Source organism: Pseudoxanthomonas mexicana (assembly GCF_014397415.1).
Taxonomy (GTDB): domain Bacteria; phylum Pseudomonadota; class Gammaproteobacteria; order Xanthomonadales; family Xanthomonadaceae; genus Pseudoxanthomonas_A; species Pseudoxanthomonas_A mexicana.
Genome location: NZ_CP060731.1, coordinates 1,807,557 through 1,823,162, shown reverse-complemented (window position 1 = coordinate 1,823,162; position 15,606 = coordinate 1,807,557). Strand labels below are relative to the sequence as shown.

Below are 15,606 nucleotides of genomic sequence, written 5' to 3'. Positions count from 1 at the left end.
AGCCTCAGCCGGTGACGAAGCCGTCGTTTACCGGTCCCGTCCACGCATCGCGCGCCACCGATTCGACGCGCGCAGCGGGTGGCCCGTGGTAAAGCCACGCTGCCAACGCGTCCAGCGCCGCGGCATCGCCTTCGACGATCACTTCCACGCCGCCGTCGGCAAGATTGGTGGCCCGGCCACGCAAGCCCAGGTCCAGTGCGCGCTCGCGCGTGGAGGCGCGGAAAAACACGCCCTGCACCTTGCCGGTTACCAGAAAGCGCGCAGCGGGCATCAGGCCCCGGCCTTCGGCCCGCCCGACGCGGCGATGGCCGCTTCGATCTCCCTGCCCGTCACCGGACCGAGGAACTGCTTGGCCACCTTGCCGTCCGGCGCGATCAGGTAGGTCAGCGGCAGGCCGCGCGGCGTGGCGAAGTCCGCGGGCGGGTTGTACACGTCGAGGATCGCGATCGGGTAGACGACCGGGCGCTCCTCCAGGAATGCCTTCAGTTCGTCCGCCTCGATTTCCTCGTAGGCCAGGCCGATCACCTCGATATGGTCGTTGTCCTTGTCCAGCGCCGACAGGTCCGGCATTTCCTTCAGGCACGGCGCGCACCAGGTGGCCCAGAAGTTCACCACCACCCATTTGCCACGATGCGCGGCCAATGAGTAGTCGGCGCCCTCCAGCGTCTTCACCTGCAGGGTCGGCGTCTCGGCTGTCCGCTCGGCGGGTTTCTCCGCGTCGGGATCGACGTCCTGCACGTGGGCCTCGATGGCCGGTTGTGCCGCTTCCGAGGGCGCGGAGCCGGCATTGCAGGCGGCGAGCGACAGCAGGACCGCCAGCGACAGGGAGGGAACGGACTTCATGCAGGCTCCTGGGAGGATTCGACGTACAGGTCGCTGACGCGCTTCTTCAGCAGTTCGCGCAGGGGCACGCGCAGGTCGTCCAGCGCGCGCCGCGCCGCGCATCCCAGCGCATCGTCATGGAAAGGAAGGTGCGCTTCGGCGACGGGAATGCGCAGCTGGCAGGCTTCGTACAGGTCGCACAGCGTCAGGTCGTCCAGGTCGCGCGCCAGCAGCCACTCGCCTTCCTCGTCGCGACGCAGCAGGTTGATTTCGGCCAACTGGCCCAGCATCTGCTGGATCAGCGAATCGGTCAGCATCGGCTCCATCGCCAGGATCTGGTCGCTGTGCAGCCCCCTGCCCTGCGCACGCGCCTGCGCGAAGCGGCCCAGCATGCGCAGCAGGCCGTAGATTTCGTAGCCCAGCGGCAGGCGCAGCGCGACCGGCTGGTAGCGGAACGCCGCCATGCCCGACGCCAGCGACGCACCCAGCAGCACCGCCACCCAGCACAGGAAAATCCACAGCAGCAGGATGGGCGCGGCCGCCACCGCGCCGTAGATCTTCTGGTAGGTGTTGAAACTGCCCAGATAGAGGCCCAGGCCCCACTTGGCCAGTTCCAGCAACACGGTGGCCAGCAGCGCGCCGGCCACGGCGTAGCGCCACTTGATGGTCCGGTGCGGCACCACGCGATAGATCACCACGATGGCCGCCAGTTCGATCAGCACCGGCGCCACGCTCAGCGACAGCGCCTGCAGCCACTTGCCGCCACTGGTGGCGAACACCGGCAGCGCGTAGAAGCGCGCCGACAGCGCCAGCGAGGCCGCCGCCATCAGCGCGCCCAGCGTCAGCACCGTCCAGTACACCAGGAAGCGCGACAGCTTCGGCCGCGCACTGCGTACGCGCCAGATGCGGTTGAAGGTGGCCTCGATGCTGTTGAGCGTGATCAGCAGCGACACCACCAGGGCGATCACGCCCACCGCCGTCAGCTTGCCGGTGTTGGCCAGGAAGCCGTCCAGCTTCACCTTCAGGCTTGCCGCCGCGCCCGGCAGGAAGTTGGCGAAGATGTAGTCGCGCAGCTGGTCGCTCCATTCCTGGAACGTGGAGAACGCCGACAGCACGCCGAACACCACCATCGCCAGCGGCACCAGCGCGAACAGCGTGGTGTAGGCCAGTGAGCCGGCCGCCTGGAACAGGCGGTCGTCGAGGAAGCGCTTGGCCAGGAAGCGGAAGAACGTGCCCATGCGCGCACGGTCGCGCACGCGTTCGGTCCAGCGGTTCAACGAGTCCAGGGGCTCCATGGACGGAAGGGTAACCGATGCGTCATGGAGGCGACATCGTCGATACTAGGCGCTCTCCGAACGACGAAGACGGCCCATGCCCGAGATCCTGGTGCTCTACTACAGCCGCGGCGGTTCCGTGGCCAGGCTGGCGCGGCAGATCGCACGCGGCGTGGGCGAAGTCGACGGCATGTCCGCGCGCCTGCGCAGCGTGCCGCCTGTGGCCGCGGTGACCCAGCAGGCGGCGCCGCCCGTCCCCGAGGACGGCGCGCCGTACGTGGACCGGCGGGACCTGGCCGAGTGCGCGGGCCTGATCGTCGGCAGCCCCACCCGCTTCGGCAACATGGCCGCGCCGGTGAAGCACTTCATCGACGGGCTGGGCGCGGAGTGGGCCAGCGGTACGCTGGTGGGCAAGCCGGCGGCGGTGTTCACCTCCACCGCCACCCAGCACGGCGGTCAGGAATCCACGCTGCTGTCCATGCAGGTGCCGCTGCTGCATCACGGCTGCGTGATCGTCGGCATTCCGTTCACCGAGCCGCAGCTGAGCAGCACGCGCACCGGCGGCACGCCGTACGGCGCCAGCCATGTGGCCGGTGGCGAGGACGATCCGCAGCCCAGCGACGAGGAAGCCGCGCTGGCGCGCGCGCTCGGCCGGCGCGTGGCCGACATCGCGCGTCGGCTGGAGGTGCGCTGATGGAACGCTCGCGCCTGGTCCTGGCCGGCCTGCTGCAGCTGCTGGCCGTCCTGTACGCGGTGTGGTTCTACGGCGACCGCCAGTACACGCTGGCGCTGCTGGTGTTCGCGCTGCCGCCGATCCTGCTGATGATCGGCGTGATGGCGCGCCGACGCACGGCGGCATTCTGGGCCGGCGTGTTCGCGCTGTTCTGGTTCTCACACGCGGTGATGGTGGCCTGGGCCGATCCGGTGAAGGCGCCCTTCGCCTGGGCGGGCATCGTGCTGTCGGTCGGCATCGTGCTGGCCACCAGCTGGCCGGCGTTCGCCAAGCGGTTCGGCAGGAAGGGATGATGCGCTGCGTCGTGGCGCTGTTCTTCTGGGCGCTGGCACCGTGCGCATGGGCGCAGGAGGCGGTGTGCGAACCCGTCGAACCGGCACGTGTGGAAAACCGGGACGGCAGCGTGATGACCGTTCGGACGGAATGCCCTTCGCCAGCGCTGCGTCGCCACATCGTCGAGCTCGCGTGCGACGCCGGACGTACCTGCGACCGCCTGGAGATCGATCAGGAAACGACGTACACCCCGATGGGCAATGCCAGTCTGGTGGATCTGGACGGTGACGGCCTGCATGAGATCGAGATCCTCGGCGCGTGCGGTGCGGGGCCGAACTGCGAGGGCGATGTCTACCGGGTCGACCCGGCCACGCGGACGCTGCAGCACTTCTTCAGCGGTGGCTATTACGAGCTGCAGTTCATCGACGGGTGGCTGGTGCAGGCCGGGCGCAGCAGCTGCTGCAGCTGGAACTATCTGATGTGGAAGCTGGATGCCGTGCTGTCGCTGCCGCTCGGCGACGGCAACCAGGACCTGCGGGCGCAGGTGGACGGCAGTGGCGCCACGTACGACGAAGACGGTCGCGGGGACGCGCAATGCACGTTCCTGCGGGAAAGCGGCGATAATCGCGTGGTGGTCGCACCGCCTTCGCCGGGACTGGAAGAAATGATCTGCCGGCACTACGGCGAGGTGTACCGCCTGACACCCCCGGACACAACGCCAGGCGCGCCGTGAGCGCCGGCAGGAGCACAGAGATGGACGAGCTGCTGATCGTCACCACCGGTGGCACGATCGACAAGATCTACTTCGACGACAAGTCCGATTACCAGATCGGCGACCCGCAGATCGGCATGATCCTGCGCGAGCTGGGGGTGACGTTCCGCTTCACGGTCATCCCGATCCTGCGCAAGGATTCGCTGCACATCACCGACGAGGATCGTGAGCTGATCCGCGCCACCATCGCCGCGCAGCCGACGAAGCACGTGCTGGTGACGCACGGCACCGACAGCATGGTGCAGACGGGCCATGTGCTGGCCTCCATCCCGGACAAGACCATCGTGATGACCGGCGCCCTCAGCCCGGCCCGCTTCCGAGGCTCGGACGCGGAGTTCAACATCGGCTGCGCCATCGGCGCGGTGCAGTCGCTGCCGACGGGCGTCTACATCGCCATGAACGGCCGCATCTGGGACCCGGCGAAGGTCAGGAAGAACGTGGCGGCGAACCGGTTCGAGGCGGTGTGATACCGACCGCCGGACGCAGGAGCCGCAACGAGGCCCGCTGAAGCGGGCCTTGTGCTTTCACGGGGAGGGGATCGTTCTCCGACGCCTACGCTGAAAACCTGCTCCGACCCCGTGTCGGCATGGGCCTACGGCGGTGAAATGGCGAATGCGCAGAGGCTTGACGACAGCGGGACGGCCTTCGCACCCAGGGCCTCATAGAGCGAGATGGCCCGGTGGTTGCTGGCGCGCACATTGTTGATCACAAGCTCGCGACATCCCTCGTCACGCGCCTTCTGTCGCAGCCGTTCAATCACCGTACTGCCATAGCCGCGAGAGCGTTGTCTGGAATCGATCTCGATCTTCTCCAGCACAAAGCGCTCGCCCGACTCGAACCACCCATGGGCACGACCCACGCGGCGGCCATCGAGCCATGGCTCAATGACATAGTGCCGTCGCTGCTGGCTCTGCTCGAAGCACCAGTCTGTTTTCCATTGGAGAGGGCTTGCTTTCAACGAGGGTCCACTGGGCTGCGATGGCCGAACACCGGGTCACGCCGGGCCGTGTCGCGGCCTGGGCAAAGGGCAAACAGGCCGGAAGGGAAGGCAGCATACCTGTCGCGAGCTGAATCGCCACGCAGCCGACCCGCCACGCGCAGGTCACCCATGAAGGCCTTGTCGCAATGGGAGATGGGGGGCATCGAACACGTCGCCCTGCATCGCGGAGATTCGCGCCCGCAGCCCCATCTTCAACGGATGCCTGCCATCGGCCAGTGGCGACGCGCGGGACCGAAGCAACCGCCAGACCGGATTGGCCCGCGTGGACCCGAAGGCCTGCCCGTGCATGTCGACACGGCATGCCACATCAGCAGGCGTATCGGCATGCTTGTTGCGAGCGCAAGAAGCGGATATCGGCGGGTGGCACGGGCCGATAGATTCTCCCGACACAACAAGACGGGAGTTGCAGATGGATGTACTGGCAAAGAAAGTGGCCATCGTCACCGGGGCCAGCTCCGGCATCGGACGTGCGACGGCCAGGCTGTTCGCCAGAGAAGGGGCGCGTGTGGTCGTGAGTGGACGTCGTTCCGCCGAACTCGACGCGCTTGTCAGCGACATCGAAGCGGAGGGCGGGCAAGCGATCGCGGTGCCGGGCGACATCAAGCACGAGCAGGTAGCCAAGGCCTTGGTCGACACGGCCGTCGACCGCTTCGGTGGCCTTGATGTTGCGTTCAACAATGCAGGGATGGTGGGAGAGATCAAGCCCATCACGGATATGTCGCTCGACGCATGGCACGAGATGCTCGATACGAACCTTGCCAGCGCGTTCCTGGGCGCCAAGTACCAGGTGCCGGCCATGCTGGCGCGCGGCGGCGGCTCACTCATCTTCACGTCTTCCTTCGTCGGCTACACGGCCGGCCTTCCCGGCATGGCGGCGTATGCCGCCAGCAAGGCGGGACAGATCGGCCTGGTCAAGGCGCTGGCGGCCGAATACGGCGCGAAGGGTATCCGGGTCAACGCCGTCCTCCCCGGAGGCACCGACACGCCCGCCAGCCTCACCCATGCGCCGGACGCCACGCCGGAAGTACAGGCCTTCGTGGAGGGCATCCATGCGTTGAAGCGCATGGCCTTGCCCGAAGAGATCGCATGCTCCGTCCTGCATCTGGCATCGGACGCATCGAGTTTCATCACCGGCACGGCCTTCCTGGTCGACGGTGGCGTGTCCATCGCCCGCACCTGACATGGAAGGATGTCCGCTTCGGGTCGGCATCCGGCATCCGACGTGTCTGTCGGCTATCGGCCCCCTACGGCCCCCGTGAGACGGGGGTTCGCCGGCCCGTCAGCCGAGGATGCGGCGCCCCCACGCGTCACACTGCATCGATGGGCGCAGGCGCCGCCTACTTCCCGTCGCGGGACAGCAGGTGATCGGCCAATGCCTGATAGGCGGGAAGGGACGTCGCATCGTTGGCGGCGTTGGCCGCCTGCGGGTGCGACGCGAAGCGCACGATCACCATCTCCGCCTTCGGATCGATGTAGACGGTCTGGCCGTGGACGCCACGCGCCGCGAATGCGCCATGGGCGTTGTGGGTGACCCACCACATGTCGCGATACGACCAGCCGACCAGGCCCGGATGCCCGGAACGCGCGAATGCCGCGCGACTCCCTCCCTTGCGGATGTCCTCCACTACCGCGCGCGGGATCAGCTGCTCGCCCTGCCAGCTCCCGCCGTCGAGCAGCAGCTGGCCGAAGCGCGCCATGTCGCGCAAGCCGGCGCTGAAGCCACCTCCGGCCACCGGCATGCCGGTCGCGTCCACCTGGAAGTAGCCGGCCTGCTCCATCCCCATGCGGCGCCAGATGCGTTCCGACAGCAGGGTTGCGACCGACTTGCCGGACGCGCGCGCGACGATCCAGCCCAGCACGTCGGCATTCGGCGTCTTGTAGGCGAACGCCTCACCCACCCGGCATCCGGGCTCGGGCTGCAGCGTGCGCAGGTAGGCCGTCGTTCCCACCACCTCCGCACCAGGCTGCGGCAATGGATTGCTGGCCTTGGCGTACTCCCAGATTTCCGCTTCCGGATCGGCGTAATCCTCGCTGTAACGCAGGCAGGTGGTCATGTCCATCACGTCGCGGACGCGCACATCCGCGAACGCCGACCCCGCGAGCTCCGGCACGTAGCGCGTCACGGGCGCCGCCGGGTCGATCACGCCCTCGGCGGCCAGCATCGCGGCCAGGGTACCGGTCAACGACTTGGTCACCGACATCGCGGCATGGCTGCGGTCCTCGCGCAGCTCGCCGGCATAGAACTCGTACACCAGGCGGCCGCGATGCAGCACCACCAGACCGTCGGTGTAGTTGGCCGCCAGCGATGCCTTCCAGGTCATCGGCGCGCGTGCCCCGGTGGGCGTGAAGCGGATCGCATCGATCGAGCCGTCCAGCGCCACCGGCAGCGGCACCGGCGCACCCAGCCCGCGCGACACCTCCACCGTGGGCAGGAACTCCCGCATGTGCACCACGCTCCAGCGCAGCGCGGGAAAGCGGAAGAACGACCCATCGGCCGCGCTCAGGCGCTTGTCGGGCGGCGGCGGAAAGCCCTGCATCCAGCCCAGGGCGCGGGGGTCGGATGCCTCGGCATCGGGCGCAGCGTTCGGCGGGGCCGTATCGGCTGCGCGTGACGGCCCGGACATGCCCAGCATCACGAGTGCGAGCGCGGTGGCAGCGAATGCATGTGTCATGGCCTGTTCCTCAGTCGAGTTCCTGGACCCCGCCGCCCGAGACGGTGAGGATCTGTCCGCTGACCCACGCTGCCGCGGGCGAGCACAGGTACAGCGCGGCATTGGCCATGTCCTGCGGTTCGCCCAGCCGGTGGATGGGCGTGTGCGCGAGCATCCGCTGCTCGATGTCGTGGTTGAGTACCGACGCCAGCGCCGCGGTACGGGTGGCGCCGGGTGCGATGCCGTTGATGCGCACCCCCAGGGGGCCGAGGTCGAAGGCAAGATTGCGGATCAGGTGGTTGGTGGCGGCCTTGGAGGCCCCGTAAGCGGCCATGCGCTTGTTTCGGTTCTCGCCCGCCATCGAGGTGATCGCCAGCATCGCGCCGCCGCCGGCTTTCTGCATTTCCGGCGCCGCCAGCTGGGCCAGCCGGAACAGGGAGAACACGTTGAGGTCGAACGCACGGCGGAAGTCGGCCATGGGCATGTCGAAGGGCTTCGGCCCGCCGCCGCCGGCATTGCTGACCAGCACCGTGAGCTTGCCGAAGCGGGCGACGGTCTCCCGCACCAGTGCCTCCAGTGCGTCCTCGCGGGTCACGTCGCAGGCCATGCCCAGCGCCTGGCCACCACGCGCCACGATGCCGTCGGCAACCGCCCGCGCCGCGCCTGCGTCGAGGTCGCTGGCCATCACGCCCGCGCCGGCGGCGGCGAACGTCTCGGCGATCGCGCGGCCGATGCCCGCGCCGGCCCCCGTGACCACGGCCACCTGGCCGTCCAGCCTGAAATCCGCAGGATCGAACATGGCGCGCTCCCGAACCCATCATGACGTGCAGCCACTGTACGCCGACTCCACCGGCTTCACATGCTGCGCAACCACCTGCCGTCTGAGAGCCTCCCCATCGGCGGCCAGATACTCTCTAAGCGCTATCGGAATGCGATGCTCGCCCATGTGGCACCGCCGGCCGAGTAGTCGCTTCTCTCGCGGCGTCGCCTACTCCAACCCTGGCTTGGCCGGCATCCTGAGCGTGTCTGCAGGCTGGTGACAAACCGGGCCGTTGCCGCACAGGCCAGACATGGGCGGACAGCGTCATCTAACTCCCACGCTTTGCCTTGTGATACGCCACCAGCGCATTCGCATGCCCGTGACCCATCTTGTGTTCCGACTTCAGCACGGCCACCTGCTCCATGTGCTTGCGGTCGCTGATGGCGTCCAGCACCTTGAACCAGTGTTCCACCGGCTTGCCGTACTGCTTCTCTATCGAGGGGAAGTAGGAAGCCGGGCCTTTCACTTTTTCGTTCGTCGTCATCGTCGCCTCTCATCGTGCCGTGGCGCGGCCGCCCCACTGGCTGCCGGGATACCGCCCTAGCCTGTTCGACGAAACTGCGTGCCCGGGATCGACATGCGGACACGCGGTCTGCAATCAGAGTTCGGCGCCTTTTTCTGTCCTTGCCATGCCCCATGAAAGGGCGTAGGAGGGTTGCGCGCACACTCTCGGCGCCTACGAGCGCCCATGATGGAACCGAAAGAAGCTTGCGAAGCAGGCATCGTGCTGCGCATCGAATTTGCCGAACGCCGGACCGCCCTCGGCACGGGTTACGTGCAGGCGAGAGCGAACTTCAGGAGCGCGAAAGCACCCTGCACCATCCATGTCGTGACCCGCGAGCTACACGCCACGCCCGCGGCCGCCGAGGATGAGATCCTCACTATCACGCGGCGGCAGGGCTGGGGCATCGCTTAGGTTTGGATCCCGCCTCGACCGGCACGTGCCGTTGACGGGATCCAAACACCTGCCACCCGATTCCGGATTCGCGCTCTGCTCACATCCGGCCCTTGCATCGCAGGGCTGTCAGTCGCGGCGCGGTCACTTCGCCGTCTGGCCCGCTTCCCGCGCCGCACGGTCGATCGTGTCGGCGACCACCATGGGCTGCGTCATGAAGACCGCGTGGCTGGCGGACACTTTCGTGATGCGCGCGTTGATGCGCTCGGCCATGTGGATCAGCATGGCCTGGTCGAAGGCCTTGTCTTCGGTGGCGATCACGGCCCAGCTGGGTTTGCTGCGCCAGGCCGCGTGCATCAGCACGGTGCCGAATGCGGACATGTTAAATGCCTCTCGGCTCCTAGACTGGACCGTACACCCCTGCGCGCGTTTCTCCGACAGGCGCCGCACGAAGAAAACCCCAGTCTCAGCCAGGACCTTACCGCTCATCGCGACGCGATCCTCTCCACAGCCGTGCGGCACGCTCAGGGTGTTCTCCTGGGCTTGGCCGCACGATATTGGCCCTTGTCACCGACTCGCATTCCGCCCGGATCGGCATGGGTGCAGATGACACCGCCGCATATCACCGCATCGGAAGCGTAGAAGGCCTGCACGACAGGTACGGCATCTTCATAGCGTTGAAGCTCTTCCTTCGTTGCGGCCAATTCACGGCTGTAGTAGCCCAGGACTGTCCAGGCCACCCACAGCACCAGTAACAGGGTCGTGCCGATAGCGGCAAACCACAACCCCACCGTCCTTCCGACGCCATGCAATTGCGCCGACGTGGCGGATAAGGCATGGGCGTACTCGGCGGTGATGGGGGAAACCGCTTCACGGGCATCTTGCGCAATCCGCGTACCGGCTGCTTCCACCATAGCGATCAGATCACGACGGAACTGGCCCGCCTCCTGCCGCAGTGACTGCACTTGCTCATTGATCGCTGCGCTCATGCGCGTCTCGCGCTGGATCATGTCGGCATGCAGCATCATTAATGCCTTGATGGCATCGGGCGGCATTGTGGGGGTGGACACTGCGATCCTGTCTTCCATGGCTACTCCTTGGTTTTCTACTTCCGTGTGGAGGGGACCTCAACAGTCAGCGCGCCATCTGGCGCTCCTGTGACTGGGCCTGCTCGGCAGCTTGATGCTGGGCAAGCCATTGGTTTCCCTGTGTCTCCATGTGCCTGCCTTCGGCGGAGCGCGCAAACTCGGTGGCGGCACGATCGGCCGCGGCGGGATCACCCGACAGGATGGCGGCAAGGTAGTCATCCACTGCTGGATCGCCTAGATGAATCGCCTGGGGAGGCCGTTGGCGTTGCCCATGCTCAGCGGGAGCCTCAGGCCTCTGGTGGGGTCCCCGTTCCCCTGGCTCGGCCCCTCGCTCGTCGCCCCGGTTGACGTCGTGAAACAAGCCGCCTTCTGTCGACGTGAGGACGTATTGCCAGCGGGTTTGTTGGCGATTCGCTTGAACAGCGGCAATGAATTCGTCGTACTCCCCAGGGTGGATCGTCTGGCAACCGGCCGAGTCTGTGTTGTAGAGCGATCCCGCGTGAATCTTGAAGGAATTATTCAGCTGTTGAACACCGCCGATGTCATCTTGCGTGAACCACCCATCCCCGTTGGTGTCTCGCTGTACAAGATTGTCGCTTCGTGGCTCTCTCACTTGCTCGGGCGTAGGCCTGAGTGAAAAATCATTGGCGTTGCCCCTGGCAGCATGCGTGGCCCGCAGCATCTCAATGGAACCCTCCGCTAGTCGCCCCAGGTCCGGAATCGCGTCGCCATCGGCCCGCTCTCCCTGAGGGCGCCTCCATTGAACGTCAGCATAAGGCGTACTTTCTCGACCCGGTACAGGGCGCGCATGTGCATCGTACTGCGCTGTCGGCTCCGTACTGGCGCGATCGGCAAGAAACCAATGGCGATTCCCGTCCCTGTCTTTTCGCAGCACCACGATATGGTCGTCATACACGCCCGTACCGCGCCGCAACTCACGATCCTCGACGCCAGGAATGCGGGGATCATCCATAGACCTCACAGTTGAGGTTTCCTTCCTGAGCCCAAGTATCACGCTCTGCTCGTTTCGCAGAGCATTGAATGCTGCCTGATTGCCGCGCGTCTCGACGATGGAGGCATAGACGTCGTACTTCTGCTCCTGCGTCAATCCAACCAGCTCATTCGGTGAATTCGCATCCCTGTGGTTGTACTCAGGCATACGAGGCGGACCGGCCGCCTGATGCAGGCGTTCGAGCACTGGTATCGCTTCCGGCGCGGCGACACGACGCGCTTGATCGAGCTCAGTTCGCGCCCCCGCTACAACGTAGCGATCCAGCGACTCCTGCACCACTCGCCGCTCATCCGCGCGCTCCCTATCGAGAACTTGAAATGCCGCCTCATACCGTCCTTGTCGAAGATGCTCGATCACCCTATCCGCCGCCATGCGGATGTCGATGTCCGTCTCAATGGTGGGATGTGGATTCGTCATCTGGCCCTCCTGGCCGTTCTGTGGCTACGCGAGTTAGATACCGGTCGGCGCTGCCGTCATACCCCGCGTCGCAGTTACGCGACTGGGGACCACTGACACGGCAGGGCCACAACGCTTCCGACACGGTCTCGCGCAACTCCATGCGCCTCCCGTTCCATACCAAGAAGCCAAAGTGGGCAACGTTCCTGTTGCCCCAGTAGTAGTCAATGAATGCCCGTGGATCCGATGCAGGCATGTCGGGCGGCTCGTAGTCGCCCTCTTGAACTGGTCGCATCACCCAGCGAAGCACCGGAGTGCGTACAAGCCTACTCACATCCAGCTTGATGTCCGCCTCACTCGCTTCACCCTCTGGCCGTAGATACACACCATACCTGAGCTGTTCCTTCCTGCTCATACGCGGCAACGGAGGCATCAGCGTGCTAGTCACATCCTCTGGAGGCCGCCCTTTGCTGACAAGGTACAAAGTGAAATCACGGAGATAGCTATCCTCGGAACGACATTTACGCTTAGCGGGAAATCCACCGAAAGCCGACGAAGCGTCGCAATCAGGGCCGTACACCATGTAGACAGTTACGTTCGGGTCCGGCCCTTCAAAAGAACGAATCCAGAAAAGGCTGGAATGTGAGATCACGGCGACCACATCCGGGCGCTCACCTAACCCGCTAACCACCTTGAAGCTTTGGGGTGACCCGGCGATCTCTTCCCGTTCCGAAGCGTTAAGGAAAAGATGCGTATCAGGCATGCTCCTTAGGAACTCGACAAGGTGCTCCGGCAAATGACCTGCGCAGGCCATGTCAGCAAGCGGTGGGTCGGTGATCGCGCTAGTCCCACAGTCTGCGTCTCTTTCCATGGCATTGACCTTGGATTCGCCGCGACCCTCACCCTCTCTCGCCCGCGATGCGAGAAAACTTGAATCAGGCGAAGCCGGGGATATGCAGCTCGCGATCGACAGCACTATGGTCATCGCTGTCAGTGCAAGAAACGGGTTGAGCAGCATGTTGCGACCTCCTGTCGAGCAACCTTCCCGCACAGCATCCAGGGGCAGGCGTGTACTCATCGCCCCCTCTTTAGATACACCAATTTTCCGATCGACGCACGCTCCCGCTTGCCTGCGTCTTCGTTATCCTTTGTCACATATCAAAAAAGAACCCCGGCCAAGGCCGGGGTTCCTCCTGCACCTCCCTGTGCGTCCCCTCGGGGGAATCCTTAGAAGGTGATGCTCCAGCTGTTGATGTAACCGGTGTCCACGCTGGCGCGATCGCGGGCACGCAGGCGCCAGCTGCCGTTGAGCGCTTCGCTGGACAGGTTGACCGTGTAGGTCTGGTTGATGTTGTCGGCACTGCCGCCGCTACGGTTGTGCAGCACATACACCGAGCCATCGGGCGCGATCAGGTCCACGATCAGGTCGCCGATGTAGGTGTGCACGATGTTCACCGCCACCTGCGCGTTGCTGGGCGCATTGCCGGTGCGTCCCGACACGGCGATGGTGCTGGTCACGCCGGTGCTGTTGTTGTCCGGAATGCTCACGTCGGCGCCGTTTGTGTAGGTCTGCGTGCCCGGATCCGGATCGGGACCGCCGCCCTGCACCGCCGTCACCGCGCCGTCCGCATTGGCGATGCCGGCGCCGCACCCGCCCGAGCACGTGCCGGGCAACGGACGTGCCGTGCTCTTCAGCGTGCTTTCCACCTCGGCCGGCGTCAGCGGCGAGTCCGCCGCGGCCTGCATCAGCGCGACCACGCCGGCCACGTGCGGCGCCGCCATCGAGGTGCCGTTGTACGAGGCATAGCTGGCACTGCCCGGCGTGGTGGTGCCGGTGTTGAGCGTGGACAGGATGCTCTGCCCCGGTGCGGAGATGTCGATGCCCGTGCCGTAGTTGGAGAAGCTGGCACGCGAACCGGCCGAGGTCGTCGCCGCCACGGCGATGACGTTGGGGCAGTTGGCGGGAACCGAACTGGACACGTTGGTGTTGCTGTTGCCGGCCGCCACCACCACCGTGGTGCCGCGACCGACGGCGCCATTGATCGCGGTCTGATAGGTGCTGGAACAAGTGCCGCCGCCACCCAGCGACAGGTTGATCACTTCGGCCGGGTTGGCGTTGGCGGGCACGCCGCTGACCGTCCCGCCGGAGGCCCAGGTGATCGCGTCGGCGATGTCCGAGGTGTAGCCGCCGCAGCGGCCCAGCACGCGCACCGGCACCACCTTGGCACCGAACGCGGTACCGGCCACGCCACTGGCGTTGTTGGTCACCGCCGCCACCGTGCCGGCCACATGGGTGCCGTGCCAGCTGGAATTGGTCACCGGCGAACCGCTGTAGCACTCGCCCGCCACCGGGTTCCAGTCGCCCTCGTCGTTGGGGTTGGCATCGCGGCCGTTGCCGTCGCGCGAGACGAACGTGTCGCTGATGAAGTCGTAGCCCGGCAGGAGGTTGGCGTTGAGGTCGGCATGGTTGGTGATGCCGGTGTCGATGACCGCCACCACCACGCCCGCACCAGTGGACTTGTCCCACGCCGGGCGCACGTTGATGCCCGCCGCCGTGGTGCCGAAGCCCCATTGTTCGGAGAAGCGCGTGTCGTTGGGCGTCAGCACCGCGTACATGCGCTGGTCCACTTCCACGTAGTCGACGTTGGGATCGGCGGCCAGCTGACGCATCAGCGATTCGGCTTCCACCCGGTCCAGCTTGCGGTCGGCGCGCACGACATCCGCACCGCTGGCGGCCAGCCGGCGCAGCTTCTGCAGGCCCAGCGCGCGGCCACCGCGCTTGGCCACACCGGTGCTGGCGGCCGTACTGAGCGAGCGTTGCAGCTGCGTCGCGTTGGTGCTTTCGGTACTGCCGTCGCGGTACTTCACGATGAAGCGGTCGTAGCCACCCGGTTCTTCCGCCTGCAGGCCGCTCATGTCCACGCGGCCGGCCATCGCCGGCAACGCGTACAGGGACATCAGCACCGCCGACGACAGGCACAGCAGGCGCACACGCGAACCACGCTTTGCAATTCCAGACATCAGACTCTCCCTCAAAGGTTGAAAGCCGCGAATGCGGCAAGAGCCCGGTCGGGGCGCGGGGACTGGCACGGGAGGGCGTAGCGGACTGCCGCGTTCGACCGGGCGACACGCCGTGCATTGCATGGCGCACGACGACGCTAGCGGAGCGCGACCACATGAATCAGCGATGAAAGCCACACTTCATTGCACGGTGTTTCAAACGTAATCGCCGGGATACACGCATGAAGCGGAAGCCACCGGTGGACAGCGCTTTGTAGATTCATTTACGTGCTGCATGCGTGAACAGCACGAATTTTTTATTCGTACGCGCATCGTTTTCGTACGCAAAATGTCCGCTCGAAAATGCCACTCATCACCTCGCCCGTCGGCGCAGTCGCCGGCGATGTAACCCTGCCCTTCCCCGTGCATAAACCGGCCGAGGTATAGGAACAACACAATGACCTACGTATTTGTGACTCGCCATCGCGTGACTGAGCATGTATTGATGGCATACACGATCAAAGGATCTGTCAAGGAGACAGCGAGTGAAGGGATGCAAACCGGCATGCCTGCTTGTGGCCCTGGTGGCAGCAACCACCGGGTGCCGCGCATCAACCGGGGAGCCCGACAGCAACCAGGTCGCGGCGCGAGAAGAGAGTGCCGTTCCAGCCCGTCTTCCGGAAGCGCTGACCGGCGTTTGGTATCCCGACGACACGGAAGGCGCGGCAAGCTGCCAGAGGTATCGCACGCTATCGGGCGCCAAGGAGGGACATGATGAAGCCGTCATGGCGCTTGTCGGTAGTTTGGTGGTGACTCCCGACCTGATTCACGTATTCGCCGAGTACGGTGAAGGGGATTTCCATGTGTTAG

18 protein-coding genes are annotated in these 15,606 nt (G+C 65.7%); 6 read left to right on the top strand and 12 right to left on the bottom strand.

All coding sequences use genetic code 11. The features are described from left to right. Nucleotides 1–4: 4 nt before the first annotated feature. The 3 genes from IAE60_RS08325 to IAE60_RS08315 are packed head-to-tail and all read right to left on the bottom strand — an operon-like array spanning nt 5 to nt 2,117. Entirely contained in the window at nt 5–271 is a 267-nt protein-coding gene (locus tag IAE60_RS08325) for an acylphosphatase (protein WP_187574516.1), read from the bottom strand. Next, complete coding sequence (locus IAE60_RS08320) at nt 271–843, bottom strand: TlpA family protein disulfide reductase (RefSeq protein WP_187574515.1); 573 nt, start codon at nt 841–843, stop codon at nt 271–273. Before IAE60_RS08320 ends, IAE60_RS08325 begins: the two co-directional genes overlap by 1 nt. Next, entirely contained in the window at nt 840–2,117 is a 1,278-nt protein-coding gene (locus IAE60_RS08315; RefSeq protein WP_187574514.1) for a YihY family inner membrane protein, read from the bottom strand. The genes IAE60_RS08320 and IAE60_RS08315 overlap by 4 nt, the downstream gene beginning before the upstream one ends. 76 nt (nt 2,118–2,193) lie before the next feature. On the opposite strand from IAE60_RS08315, the gene wrbA reads away from it, so the two are divergent. Genes wrbA through IAE60_RS08295 form a run of 4 tightly spaced genes read left to right on the top strand, consistent with a single transcriptional unit; the run spans nt 2,194 to nt 4,341 of the window. Next, entirely contained in the window at nt 2,194–2,790 is a 597-nt protein-coding gene (gene wrbA / locus IAE60_RS08310; RefSeq protein ID WP_187574513.1) for an NAD(P)H:quinone oxidoreductase, read from the top strand. Next, complete coding sequence (locus tag IAE60_RS08305) at nt 2,790–3,122, top strand: DUF2069 domain-containing protein (protein WP_162110403.1); 333 nt, start codon at nt 2,790–2,792, stop codon at nt 3,120–3,122. The genes wrbA and IAE60_RS08305 overlap by 1 nt, the downstream gene beginning before the upstream one ends. Beyond that, nucleotides 3,122–3,835, top strand: a complete 714-nt coding sequence (locus tag IAE60_RS08300; RefSeq protein ID WP_187574512.1) for a hypothetical protein — start codon at nt 3,122–3,124, stop codon at nt 3,833–3,835. Before IAE60_RS08305 ends, IAE60_RS08300 begins: the two co-directional genes overlap by 1 nt. A gap of 20 nt (nt 3,836–3,855) precedes the next feature. After that, nucleotides 3,856–4,341: an asparaginase domain-containing protein gene (locus IAE60_RS08295; RefSeq protein WP_142125875.1), complete on the top strand. Its 486-nt coding sequence runs from the start codon at nt 3,856–3,858 to the stop codon at nt 4,339–4,341. Between the two features lie 125 nt (nt 4,342–4,466). On the opposite strand, the gene IAE60_RS08290 is transcribed toward IAE60_RS08295, so the two are convergent. Beyond that, complete coding sequence (locus tag IAE60_RS08290) at nt 4,467–4,832, bottom strand: GNAT family N-acetyltransferase (RefSeq protein ID WP_185895411.1); 366 nt, start codon at nt 4,830–4,832, stop codon at nt 4,467–4,469. Nucleotides 4,833–5,283: 451 nt separating this feature from the next. Here IAE60_RS08290 and IAE60_RS08285 point away from each other — a divergent pair, with 451 nt between their 5' ends. Then, nucleotides 5,284–6,054, top strand: coding sequence for an SDR family oxidoreductase (locus tag IAE60_RS08285; protein WP_187574511.1), 771 nt, complete (start codon nt 5,284–5,286; stop codon nt 6,052–6,054). 157 nt (nt 6,055–6,211) lie between these two features. Here IAE60_RS08285 and IAE60_RS08280 read toward each other — a convergent pair whose 3' ends face one another. From IAE60_RS08280 to IAE60_RS08270, 3 genes are all read right to left on the bottom strand, one after another. Next, nucleotides 6,212–7,546, bottom strand: a complete 1,335-nt coding sequence (locus tag IAE60_RS08280) for a serine hydrolase domain-containing protein (protein WP_244966685.1) — start codon at nt 7,544–7,546, stop codon at nt 6,212–6,214. Nucleotides 7,547–7,556: 10 nt separating this feature from the next. After that, nucleotides 7,557–8,324, bottom strand: a complete 768-nt coding sequence (gene hdhA, locus IAE60_RS08275; RefSeq protein WP_187574510.1) for a 7-alpha-hydroxysteroid dehydrogenase — start codon at nt 8,322–8,324, stop codon at nt 7,557–7,559. A 289-nt stretch (nt 8,325–8,613) separates the two neighbouring features. Beyond that, nucleotides 8,614–8,829, bottom strand: coding sequence for a DUF4287 domain-containing protein (locus IAE60_RS08270; RefSeq protein WP_185895407.1), 216 nt, complete (start codon nt 8,827–8,829; stop codon nt 8,614–8,616). A 204-nt stretch (nt 8,830–9,033) separates the two neighbouring features. Between IAE60_RS08270 and IAE60_RS08265 the strand changes: the two genes are divergently transcribed. Further along, nucleotides 9,034–9,261 (top strand): hypothetical protein, encoded by a 228-nt coding sequence (locus IAE60_RS08265; protein ID WP_187574509.1) that lies wholly within the window; start codon nt 9,034–9,036, stop codon nt 9,259–9,261. Between the two features lie 123 nt (nt 9,262–9,384). On the opposite strand, the gene IAE60_RS08260 is transcribed toward IAE60_RS08265, so the two are convergent. The 5 genes from IAE60_RS08260 to IAE60_RS08240 all read right to left on the bottom strand — a co-directional run bounded on the left by IAE60_RS08260 (nt 9,385) and on the right by IAE60_RS08240 (nt 14,757). Then, nucleotides 9,385–9,621, bottom strand: a complete 237-nt coding sequence (locus IAE60_RS08260; RefSeq protein ID WP_244966684.1) for a hypothetical protein — start codon at nt 9,619–9,621, stop codon at nt 9,385–9,387. Nucleotides 9,622–9,764: 143 nt separating this feature from the next. After that, the gene (locus IAE60_RS18770; protein WP_244966683.1) at nt 9,765–10,328 is read right to left on the bottom strand and encodes a hypothetical protein; all 564 of its coding nucleotides are present in this window, start codon (nt 10,326–10,328) and stop codon (nt 9,765–9,767) included. Between the two features lie 46 nt (nt 10,329–10,374). After that, the gene (locus IAE60_RS08250; protein ID WP_187574508.1) at nt 10,375–11,757 is read right to left on the bottom strand and encodes a hypothetical protein; all 1,383 of its coding nucleotides are present in this window, start codon (nt 11,755–11,757) and stop codon (nt 10,375–10,377) included. Then, nucleotides 11,732–12,754 (bottom strand): hypothetical protein, encoded by a 1,023-nt coding sequence (locus IAE60_RS08245; RefSeq protein WP_187574507.1) that lies wholly within the window; start codon nt 12,752–12,754, stop codon nt 11,732–11,734. The genes IAE60_RS08250 and IAE60_RS08245 overlap by 26 nt, the downstream gene beginning before the upstream one ends. A 209-nt stretch (nt 12,755–12,963) precedes the next feature. After that, the gene (locus IAE60_RS08240; protein WP_187574506.1) at nt 12,964–14,757 is read right to left on the bottom strand and encodes a S8 family peptidase; all 1,794 of its coding nucleotides are present in this window, start codon (nt 14,755–14,757) and stop codon (nt 12,964–12,966) included. Between the last annotated feature and the right edge of the window lie 849 nt (nt 14,758–15,606).

Coding starts and splice junctions, on each gene's coding strand:
- IAE60_RS08315 (WP_187574514.1), bottom strand. CDS start 2,117: ATGGAGCCCCTGGACTCGTTGAACCGCTGGACCGAACGCGTGCGCGAC.
- IAE60_RS08250 (WP_187574508.1), bottom strand. CDS start 11,757: ATGACGAATCCACATCCCACCATTGAGACGGACATCGACATCCGCATG.
- IAE60_RS08285 (WP_187574511.1), top strand. CDS start 5,284: ATGGATGTACTGGCAAAGAAAGTGGCCATCGTCACCGGGGCCAGCTCC.
- IAE60_RS08280 (WP_244966685.1), bottom strand. CDS start 7,546: ATGACACATGCATTCGCTGCCACCGCGCTCGCACTCGTGATGCTGGGC.
- IAE60_RS08295 (WP_142125875.1), top strand. CDS start 3,856: ATGGACGAGCTGCTGATCGTCACCACCGGTGGCACGATCGACAAGATC.
- IAE60_RS08260 (WP_244966684.1), bottom strand. CDS start 9,621: ATGTCCGCATTCGGCACCGTGCTGATGCACGCGGCCTGGCGCAGCAAA.
- IAE60_RS08320 (WP_187574515.1), bottom strand. CDS start 843: ATGAAGTCCGTTCCCTCCCTGTCGCTGGCGGTCCTGCTGTCGCTCGCC.
- IAE60_RS08245 (WP_187574507.1), bottom strand. CDS start 12,754: ATGCTGCTCAACCCGTTTCTTGCACTGACAGCGATGACCATAGTGCTG.
- IAE60_RS18770 (WP_244966683.1), bottom strand. CDS start 10,328: ATGGAAGACAGGATCGCAGTGTCCACCCCCACAATGCCGCCCGATGCC.
- IAE60_RS08270 (WP_185895407.1), bottom strand. CDS start 8,829: ATGACGACGAACGAAAAAGTGAAAGGCCCGGCTTCCTACTTCCCCTCG.
- IAE60_RS08265 (WP_187574509.1), top strand. CDS start 9,034: ATGATGGAACCGAAAGAAGCTTGCGAAGCAGGCATCGTGCTGCGCATC.
- IAE60_RS08305 (WP_162110403.1), top strand. CDS start 2,790: ATGGAACGCTCGCGCCTGGTCCTGGCCGGCCTGCTGCAGCTGCTGGCC.
- IAE60_RS08325 (WP_187574516.1), bottom strand. CDS start 271: ATGCCCGCTGCGCGCTTTCTGGTAACCGGCAAGGTGCAGGGCGTGTTT.
- IAE60_RS08300 (WP_187574512.1), top strand. CDS start 3,122: ATGCGCTGCGTCGTGGCGCTGTTCTTCTGGGCGCTGGCACCGTGCGCA.
- wrbA (WP_187574513.1), top strand. CDS start 2,194: ATGCCCGAGATCCTGGTGCTCTACTACAGCCGCGGCGGTTCCGTGGCC.
- hdhA (WP_187574510.1), bottom strand. CDS start 8,324: ATGTTCGATCCTGCGGATTTCAGGCTGGACGGCCAGGTGGCCGTGGTC.
- IAE60_RS08240 (WP_187574506.1), bottom strand. CDS start 14,757: ATGTCTGGAATTGCAAAGCGTGGTTCGCGTGTGCGCCTGCTGTGCCTG.